We start from the raw sequence: 7,334 nt of genomic DNA on the forward strand, positions 1-7,334 counted from the left end.
CCCAGACCGCCCGGCCGCCCCGCGCTGACCACCACCCGACGGGCCGCCGCCGACAGCGCCCGCGCCTGCGCCGCCGGGTCCAGGCCGCCGGTCAGCACCGTCGCCTCGTCCGTGTTCACCAGCAGCAGGTCGACGTCGCGTACCCAGGTCAGGAAGGCCGCCTGCCGACCCGCCGCAGCGGCGCCGCGGAGGCCGCGTCGACGCTGGTGGTGAGCCCGCGCTCGCGGGCGGCGGCCAACGCCCGCAGTCCCGCGCCGCGCGACGCGGCGTCCAGCAGGGTGTACGCGGACAGGTGCAGGTGCCCGACGTCGGCGCCCCGGCCAGGGCCCGGTCGACGTGCACGGCGCTCAGCCGCAGGTTCGCCCCGCGCTGGCTGACCATCGTCCGCTCGCCGTCGGCGGTCAGCACGATCACCGTGCCGGTCGGATAGCCCTCGTGGCGCTCCACCGCGCAGTCGACGCCGATCCCGGTCAGCTCGGCCACCCGGTCGCGGCCCGCCTCGTCGTCGCCGACCGCGCCGACCAGCGTCACGCCCACCCCCTGGGCGGCGATCCAGGCGGCCGTGTTGGCCGCCTGCCCGCCGCCGCTGAAGCGGATCTCGGCGGCCGTGTCCGAGCCGGTCGCCAGCGGCCCGGAGAGCACCGCCACCACGTCGGTGATGATGTCGCCGACGACGAGGATGCGGGACCGGTGGCTCATGCCGTGGCGGCGGAACGACGGGCGGCGGCGACGGCGATCCGGGCGGCCAGGTCGGCGTTGCGCAGGATGATCCGCACGTTCACCGCCAGGCTGGCGCCCCGGGTGGCGGAGTGGAAGTGGGCCAGCAGGAACGGCGTCACGGCCTTGCCGGTCACCGCGTCGCGGGCCAGCATGGCCAGGCCCTCGGCGAGGGTCCGGTCGTGCAGCTCCGGGTCGAGCTGCTCGTCGACGGGGAGCGGGTTGGCCACGATCAGGCCGCCCTGGTGCACGCCCTGCGCCGCCCGCGCGGCCAGCACGTCGGCCACCTGCTCCGGCGAGTCCACCGACCAGTCCAGGTCGAAGCCGGCGTCGGTGAGGTAGAAGCCGGGGAAGCGGCGGGTGCGGTAGCCCACCACGCCGACGCCGAGCGTCTCCAGCCGTTCCAGCGTGGCGCCCACGTCGAGGATCGACTTCACCCCCGCGCAGACCACCGCGATCGGCGTACGGGCCAGGGTGACCAGGTCGGCCGACTCGTCGAAGGTCTGCGCGGCCTCCCGGTGCACCCCGCCCAGGCCGCCGGTGGCGAAGACCCCGATCCCGGCGGCCGCGGCCACCGCGCTGGTCGCGGCCACGGTGGTGGCGCCGTCCGCGCCGGTGGCGGCGGCCACCGCCAGGTCGCGTACGGAGAGCTTGCTCACCCCGTCGACGGTGGCGAGCCGGGTCAGCTGCGCGTCGTCCAGGCCCACCACCAGCTCGCCGCCGACCATGCCGATGGTGGCCGGCACCGCGCCGGCGTCCCGGACCGCCTGCTCGATCTGGCGGGCGACCAGCAGGTTGTCCGGCCGGGGCAGGCCGTGCGAGACGATGGTGCTCTCCAGGGCGACGACGGGACGCCCGACGGCCAGGGCGTCGGCCACCTCGGCGCCGAAACCGATGTGAAAGTTGGTCACTTCCGTTACGGTACCGTCGCCCTCCGGGCGGCCTGCGGTGGACCGGTCCCCGACGACCTGCGAAACTGGGAAGGTTGGAGGTGTAGACAGTGAGCACAGAGGTTCTCGAGCGTCCGGAACTGAAGGACGCCGACACCGGTCCCGAGATGTTCCACTACGTGCGCAAGGAGAAGATCGCCGAGAGTGCCGTCATGGGCACCTACGTCGTGGCGCTCTGCGGCGAGACGTTTCCGGTGACCAAGGCGGCCAAGCCCGGTTCGCCGGTCTGCCCGAAATGCAAGGAGATCTACGACTCGTACCGCGAGTGATCCCGGGCGATCGCCCCGGCCGCCCACGTAACCTGCGGCGGTGACCACCTCCACCGCCCTGCTCTTCGCCGACCTGACCGGGGTGGCGGTCTTCGCCGCCTCGGGCGCCTACGCGGCGGTGGCCAAGCGGCTGGACCTGTTCGGTGTGGTCTTCGTCGGGGTCGTCGCCGCGCTTGGCGGCGGCATCTTTCGTGATCTGGTGATCGACGAGGTGCCCCCGTTGGCCTTCGCCGACTGGCGGTACGCGGTCACCGCGGCGGTCACCGCCGCCGCCGTCTTCCGGCTCCACCCGCAGCTCGCCCGGCTGCGCACCACCGTGCTGGTGCTCGACGCGGCCGGCCTCGGGCTGTTCACTGTCACCGGCACGCTCAAGGCCCTCGACGTCCACGTGCCGGCGGTCGGCGCCTGCATGATCGGCATGCTCACCGCCATCGGCGGAGGGCTGGGCCGGGACCTGCTCACCGGGGAGATCCCGGTGGTGCTGCGCCGGGAGATCTACGCGGTCGCGGCGCTCGCCGGCTCGATCGTGGTGGCCCTGCTGTCCACGTACGGACACGCCACGGCGGCGCCGTTGACCGGGGCGGCACTCGTCGTCTTCGCGCTGCGCCTGATCTCGCTGCGCCGCCGCTGGTCCGCCCCGGTGCCCACCCTGCGGCCGCCGCGCACCGGCACCCGCGGCCCGCAGGGCTGAGCCGGCGGGCCCCGGTGGCGGGGGTCGCGGATGTGACCAGCGTGGCGTCGCCTGGGCCGAACCGGCCGCGCTGGTTATGCTGAGTCGGCCTTCGCGGCATCTTCTGCGCGGAGGCGTTTTCATGGGCGGCGGTACCCGTGGCCCTCGGTCCGGGTCCGCCCTTCGGTGCGGTCGGAGAGGAGCCTTCGCGTGGCAGCCCGGACGCCGGCGCTCGAGACGTTTCCGCCCCTGCGCGCCTGGCAACGCAAGGCGCTGGTGGAGTACCTGCGTCGCCGGACCGAGGACTTCACCGCGGTCGCCACCCCCGGCGCCGGTAAGACCACCTTCGCCCTGCGGATCGCCGCCGAGCTGCTCGCCGACGGCACCGTCGAGGCGGTCACCGTGGTCGCCCCGACCGAGCACCTGAAGACCCAGTGGGCCGTCGCCGCCGCCCGGGTCGGCATCCAGCTCGACGCCGCGTTTCGCAACGCGGACCTGCACTCCGCCGCCGACTTCCACGGCGCGGTCGTCACCTACGCCCAGGTCGGCATGGCCCCCCAGGTGCATCGCCGGCGCACCATGACCCGGCGCACCCTGGTCATCCTCGACGAGATCCACCACGCCGGCGACTCCCGTTCCTGGGGCGACGGGGTCAAGGCGGCCTTCGAGCCCGCGGTACGCCGGCTGATGCTCACCGGTACGCCGTTCCGCTCCGACGACAACCCGATCCCGTTCGTCAGCTACGAGCGGGGCGGGGACGGGCTGCTGCGGTCCCGCGCCGACTCGGTCTACGGCTACTCCGACGCGCTGCGCGACGGCGTGGTCCGGCCGGTGCTGTTCCTGGCGTACTCCGGCGAGACCCGGTGGCGCACCAACGCGGGGGAGGAGCTCGCCGCCCGGCTGGGCGAGCCGATGACCCAGGACCTGGTCGCGCAGGCCTGGCGTACCGCGCTGGACCGGCCGGGGACTGGATGCCGCAGGTGCTGCGCGCGGCCGACGCCCGGCTGACGGTGCTGCGCAACGCCGGGATGGCCGACGCGGGTGGTCTGATCATCGCCAGCGACCAGCAGACCGCCCGCTCGTACGCCAAGCTGATCGAGCAGGTTACCGGCGAGAAGGCCGCGGTGGTGCTCTCCGACGACCAGGGCGCGTCCGCGCGGATCGCGACGTTCGCGGCGTCCGAGCAGCGCTGGCTGGTCGCGGTCCGGATGGTCTCCGAGGGCGTCGACATCCCCCGGCTGGCCGTCGGCGTCTACGCCACCAGCGCCAGCACGCCGCTCTACTTCGCCCAGGCGATCGGCCGCTTCGTCCGCGCCCGGCGCCCCGGCGAGACCGCCTCGGTCTTCCTGCCGAGCGTGCCGCACCTGCTCGGCCTGGCCAGCGAGATGGAGGCCGAGCGGGACCACGTCCTCGGCAAGCCCAAGGACCCGGACGGCTTCGACGACGACCTGCTGGAGCGCGCCCAGCGCGACGACCAGGCCAGCGGTGAGTTGGAGAAGCGCTTCGCGGCGCTCTCCGCCACCGCCGAGCTGGACCAGGTGATCTTCGACGGCGCGTCCTTCGGCACCGCGGCCCAGGCCGGCACCCCCGAGGAGGAGGAATACCTCGGCCTCCCGGGGCTGCTCACCGCGGACCAGGTCTCGCTGCTGCTCACCAAACGGCAGGCCGAGCAGCTCGCCGCCCAGCGCCGCCGGGCGGCCACCCGGGCCGCTGAGCCGGCCGCTGAGAGCCCCGCGGCGCCTCCGCCGCCCATGAGCGCCGCCCAGCGCCGGGTGGCCCTGCGGCGTCAGCTGAACGCCCTGGTGGCCGCCCGCCACCACCGGACCGGCCAGCCGCACGGCAAGATCCACGCCGAGCTGCGCCGGCTCTGCGGCGGCCCGCCCAGCGCCCAGGCGACCATCGAGCAGCTCGAAGAGCGCATCGCCACCGTCCAGACCCTCTGACCCACCCGCCCCAGGCGGCCCGGCGGCCCGCACCGGCTCGCACCCGTCGTCCCGCTCCGGCCGGGACGGGCACAGCGCACGAAAAAGCCGCCGAGGCTCCCCGTGGGGGCCTCCGGCCGGCTATGTCGTGGTTGCGGTTTTCAGTTCGCCATCAGATCGGCGCCACGCCAGCTGAACTCGGGGTCCGTCGCGTACCGCACGGTGATCTTCACGAGATCCTCCGCGTACTTGTTCGCGTGGTGCCCACAGAACACCAGCTCGCTCCCACCCGCCAGAGTGATCCGGAGCTTGCCGGCAGCATTGCAGCGGTCGCACCGTTCATCGGCGGCTGGGGGAGCCACCGTCTCGGGCGGCGGCGTGAGGGTCGGGGTCATCGCCTTCCTCCTCTGGTCGTCACCGATGAACACTCTCTTCGGTCGTTGCTCACCTATCGTGCAACATCCTTGTCGGGCCCTGCCTTCCCTGTGTGCCCGCGGGGGACCGAGGTCACACCTGGCGTGGAGACAGTGTGCCGTGCACCAAGGGTGCCACGTCAACGATCACAAACAGGCAACCGAACCGATCACCATCGAGTGTTGTACGGCTGGTGATCAAAGCGACACGACTAGTTGACGGGTCGGGTCAGTCCAGGTAGTCGCGGAGCACCTGGGAACGCGACGGGTGCCGCAACTTGGACATCGTCTTGGATTCGATCTGCCGGATGCGCTCCCGGGTCACGCCGTACACCTGGCCGATCTCGTCCAGGGTACGCGGCTGGCCGTCGGTCAGGCCGAAGCGCAGGCGTACCACGCCCGCCTCACGCTCGGAGAGCGTCTGCAGCACCTGCTGGAGCTGGTCCTGCAGCAGCGAGAACGAGACCGCGTCGACCGCGACTACGGCCTCCGAGTCCTCGATGAAGTCGCCGAGCTGGCTGTCGCCCTCGTCGCCGATCGTCTGGTCGAGCGAGATGGGCTCCCGGGCGTACTGCTGGATCTCCAGCACCTTCTCCGGTGTGATGTCCATCTCCTTGGCCAGCTCCTCCGGGGTGGGCTCGCGGCCCAGGTCCTGGAGCAGCTCGCGCTGGATCCGGCCGAGCTTGTTGATCACCTCGACCATGTGCACCGGGATGCGGATGGTGCGGGCCTGGTCGGCCATGGCGCGGGTGATGGCCTGGCGGATCCACCAGGTGGCGTAGGTGGAGAACTTGTAGCCCTTGGTGTAGTCGAACTTCTCGACCGCGCGGATCAGGCCGAGGTTGCCCTCCTGGATCAGGTCCAGGAACGGCATGCCGCGACCGGTGTAGCGCTTGGCGATGCTCACCACCAGCCGCAGGTTCGCCTCCAGCAGGTGGTCCTTGGCGGCGCGGCCCTCGGCCACGATCTGCGCCAGGTCGGCCCGCAGTTCCGTGGAGACCGGGGTGCAGGTGGACAGCTTCTCCTCGGCGAAGAGGCCGGCCTCGATCCGCTTGCTGAGCTCGACCTCCTGCGCGGCGGTGAGCAGCTTGGTGCGGCCGATCCCGTTCAGGTACGCCCGGACCAGATCGGTGGAGACGCCGCGCTCGTCGGTGGCGTCCAGATCGGTCAGGGTGCCGGGCTCGGCGTCGACGGTGGCAGCCGGGCGGGTCTGGTGCTCGATCATCTGCAGGGCCATCTCTGTCTCTCCCCGTTGTCCTTCGTGCCGCGTACCGGGTTCCGTGCCGCGTGCCGGCGCGGTGGTGCCGGTGAGGAACAGCTTGGCGGTCGGGGCGTGAAACGGGAGTGAGGCGATCGGGGAACCGACAGCAATACCGACGGAACGGGGGTGTCGCTTGCCCGACCCGGTTACCGTGCCAGCGGCCGGCCACCGGGGCGCGGCAGCACAGGCGATCGGAGGACTTGGTGGTCTTCAAGCGGCTCATGCAGGCGATGGGTGTGGGTGGCCCCTCGGTGGAGACGGTGCTGGCCAACCCGAACTGCCGTCCGGGTGGTCAGCTGGAGGGCCGGATCCAGGTGGCCGGCGGCGACACGCGGTGGACGTGTCCTACGTGGCCCTCGGCCTGGTCACCCGGGTCGAGGTGGAGAGCGGGGACGCCGACTACGACACCAATCAGGAGTTCGGTCGCCGCCAGGTCACCGGGGCGTTCCGGCTGGAGCCGGGGCAGCGGTACGACATTCCGTTCCGGTTCGAGGTGCCGTGGGAGACGCCGCTGACCGACCTGTACGGCCAGCACCTGCACGGGATGACGATGGGGCTGCGTACCGAGCTGGAGGTGGCCCGGGCGGTCGACTCGGGTGACCTGGACGCGGTGGCGGTGCACCCGCTGCCGGCCCAGGAGCGGCTGCTGGAGGCGTTGCTGCGGCTGGGCTTCCGGTTCGCCCGGGCCGACGTGGAGCGCGGGCACATCTACGGCGTACGGCAGAGCCTGCCGTTCTACCAGGAGATCGAGTTCCACCCGGCGCCGCAGTACGCGCGCGCGATCAACCAGCTGGAGGTCACCTTCGTCACCGACCCGCAGCAGGTGCAGGTGGTGCTGGAGATCGACAAGCGGGGCGGGGTCTTCACCGAGGGCCGGGACGCCTTCGGCCGGTTCACCGTCGACCACGCCACGGTCGACCGGACGGACTGGGCCGCCCAGCTCGACGGCTGGCTGCGCCAGTCCATCCAACGCCGCGGCCTCTTCTTCTGACCGCACCCCCAACCCCCACCTTGCCCCTCCCGCGTCTGCTCGCGCTGATCATGAAGTTGCTGCCGCCCGCATCGGCGTGTCAGGGCAATAGCTTCATGATCACCGGAGAGGCGGGGGAGGGAGCGAGGGAAGGCGGGGGTG

4 protein-coding genes and 4 pseudogenes are annotated in these 7,334 nt (G+C 72.4%); 4 read left to right on the forward strand and 4 right to left on the reverse strand.

Annotation, left to right across the window (positions count from 1 at the left end; translation table 11 throughout):
- Together JNW87_RS31730 and JNW87_RS31735 are read right to left on the reverse strand one after the other, a co-directional pair.
- Positions 1-699, reverse strand: a pseudogene (locus JNW87_RS31730) (carbohydrate kinase family protein); the annotation flags it as partial.
- Positions 696-1,628 carry a pseudouridine-5'-phosphate glycosidase gene (locus tag JNW87_RS31735; RefSeq protein WP_238454938.1) on the reverse strand — a complete coding sequence of 311 codons (933 nt, stop codon included), beginning with the start codon at positions 1,626-1,628 and terminating at the stop codon, positions 696-698. The pseudogene JNW87_RS31730 and the gene JNW87_RS31735, both read right to left, overlap by 4 nt.
- An 89-nt stretch (positions 1,629-1,717) precedes the next feature.
- On the opposite strand from JNW87_RS31735, the gene JNW87_RS31740 reads away from it, so the two are divergent.
- The 3 genes and pseudogenes from JNW87_RS31740 (at position 1,718) to JNW87_RS31750 (ending at position 4,549) form a co-directional block, all read left to right on the forward strand.
- Complete coding sequence (locus JNW87_RS31740) at positions 1,718-1,936, forward strand: DUF3039 domain-containing protein (protein ID WP_088946800.1); 219 nt, start codon at positions 1,718-1,720, stop codon at positions 1,934-1,936.
- 40 nt (positions 1,937-1,976) lie between these two features.
- The gene (locus tag JNW87_RS31745) at positions 1,977-2,627 is read left to right on the forward strand and encodes a trimeric intracellular cation channel family protein (protein WP_109801982.1); all 651 of its coding nucleotides are present in this window, start codon (positions 1,977-1,979) and stop codon (positions 2,625-2,627) included.
- 189 nt (positions 2,628-2,816) lie between these two features.
- Positions 2,817-4,549: pseudogene (locus JNW87_RS31750) on the forward strand (DEAD/DEAH box helicase).
- Positions 4,550-4,689: 140 nt separating this feature from the next.
- Here the strand turns inward: JNW87_RS31750 and JNW87_RS31755 are convergent.
- Together JNW87_RS31755 and JNW87_RS31760 are read right to left on the reverse strand one after the other, a co-directional pair.
- On the reverse strand, positions 4,690-4,923 hold the full coding sequence (locus JNW87_RS31755; RefSeq protein ID WP_036374862.1) for a hypothetical protein: 234 nt from the start codon (positions 4,921-4,923) through the stop codon (positions 4,690-4,692).
- Between the two features lie 247 nt (positions 4,924-5,170).
- Positions 5,171-6,076, reverse strand: a pseudogene (locus JNW87_RS31760) (RNA polymerase sigma factor); the annotation flags it as partial.
- Between the two features lie 329 nt (positions 6,077-6,405).
- On the opposite strand from JNW87_RS31760, the pseudogene JNW87_RS31765 reads away from it, so the two are divergent.
- Positions 6,406-7,193 (forward strand): annotated as a pseudogene (locus JNW87_RS31765) (sporulation protein).
- The last annotated feature ends 141 nt before the right edge of the window (positions 7,194-7,334 follow it).

It is taken from the genome of Micromonospora sp. ATA51, assembly GCF_016802855.1.
Classification (GTDB): domain Bacteria; phylum Actinomycetota; class Actinomycetes; order Mycobacteriales; family Micromonosporaceae; genus Micromonospora; species Micromonospora sicca.